This is a genomic window from Caballeronia udeis, assembly GCF_001544555.2.
In the GTDB taxonomy this organism is placed as follows: Bacteria; Pseudomonadota; Gammaproteobacteria; order Burkholderiales; family Burkholderiaceae; genus Caballeronia; species Caballeronia udeis.
Genome location: NZ_FCOK02000204.1, coordinates 1 through 1,270 on the forward strand (window position 1 = coordinate 1; position 1,270 = coordinate 1,270).

General features: G+C 57.4%; 2 protein-coding genes. Both read right to left on the bottom strand.

The annotated features are described in order from the left end of the window. Positions 1-107 precede the first annotated feature (107 nt). The gene (locus tag AWB69_RS45205) at positions 108-776 is read right to left on the bottom strand and encodes a recombinase family protein (protein WP_062093237.1); all 669 of its coding nucleotides are present in this window, start codon (positions 774-776) and stop codon (positions 108-110) included. Between the two features lie 136 nt (positions 777-912). Next, positions 913-1,270: ATP-binding protein (locus AWB69_RS45210; protein WP_197500500.1), on the bottom strand; the 358-nt coding region annotated here is incomplete at its 5' end.

Consider the following 1,270-nt stretch of genomic DNA (forward strand, 5'->3'; position numbering starts at 1 on the left):
CGCTTGGTCCGAACCGGATTGACGCGACCGTTACCACGCGGCCATATGGTTCCGCGTGTGCCAGATTGAGCGCTTACCCATAAGCACATTCGCATGCGCGAGACCGATCAAGCAGCCAGTCGGCCCAGAACGCGTTGCAGTTGTCCGAACGACCATGCGCCGCCTTGCGGCGCTTTCACCCCGCGAACATTCAACTCTGCGACCATTTTCCGCATCGAGAGGCCAGCAACACGCATCTCGGCAATCACCGGCTCCAACGCCTTGGCGAAATCGGCAGCGGCCTGTTGGCGGCGTTCGTTTCCAGCCTTGATGTTCCTTGTACCTGCCACGCCAAGCTTCACGCCCTTTTCTTTGGCGGCGCGTAACGCATCTTTCGTGCGTTCTCCGATCCGCTTCGCTTCGTGCTCCGCAAACGCCGCCATGATGTGGATGGTCAAGTCATTGGCCTCCGGCATATCAACGGCGACGAACTTGATGCGTGATTCCATCAGGCCGCTCACGAAATGGACATTGCGCGCCAAGCGGTCAAGCTTGGCAATCAGAAGCCGTGCGCCGGTCTTCTTGCACAGCGCCAGCGCCGCACGCAGTTGCGGACGCTTGGCAATGGCATCAGCGCCCTTACCCGTCTCGATCTCAGTGAACGACCCAACGACTTCCCATTGCCCGCCGTTCAGGTACTGAGCCACGGCAGCGCTCTGAGCTTCGAGGCCCAAACCGCTTGCGCCCTGCTTCTGTGTGCTGACGCGAAAGTAAGTAACGAACTGACCGCTTGTCATGACTAACCCCGTTTGTAAAAGCTACCAAGCCATCCGACTAGATGAACCTACTCATAACGCCCGGATGGTCACTTCAAATTCCCCCACTTATGGTCGCGCAAACTCCTCCACCTTTAAGCAGGACAAGGATGGTTTTTTAGCTCGCTTTGGTTTTGCGCGCAAGGGTTTCCGCAGCTTCCTTGAGGCGGTAGCTGCGGCCGTCGAATTCAAGCGAATGGCAGTGATGCATGAGTCGGTCCAGGATCGTGCTGCTCATGGTGTTGTCGCCGAGGTAGGCGCCCCAGTCTTGAACGACGCGGTTGGACGTAACCATAACGCTGCGGCGCAGCTTGTATCGTTGATGAACAAGGGTTTGCAGCAAAGCGCCGGCGGCGTCCGGAATCGAACGCGACAGAAACAGATCGTCCAGAACCAGCAAATCGCAGTCGAGAATGCTGCGCAAACGCTTTTCCTGTTGTTCGGGTTCACTGAGATCGAAACGAGTAAAGAAATCG

What these genes read in the sequence shown, in the direction of transcription:
- AWB69_RS45205 (WP_062093237.1), bottom strand. Translation starts at nt 776, where the DNA reads ATGACAAGCGGTCAGTTCGTTACTTACTTTCGCGTCAGCACACAGAAG.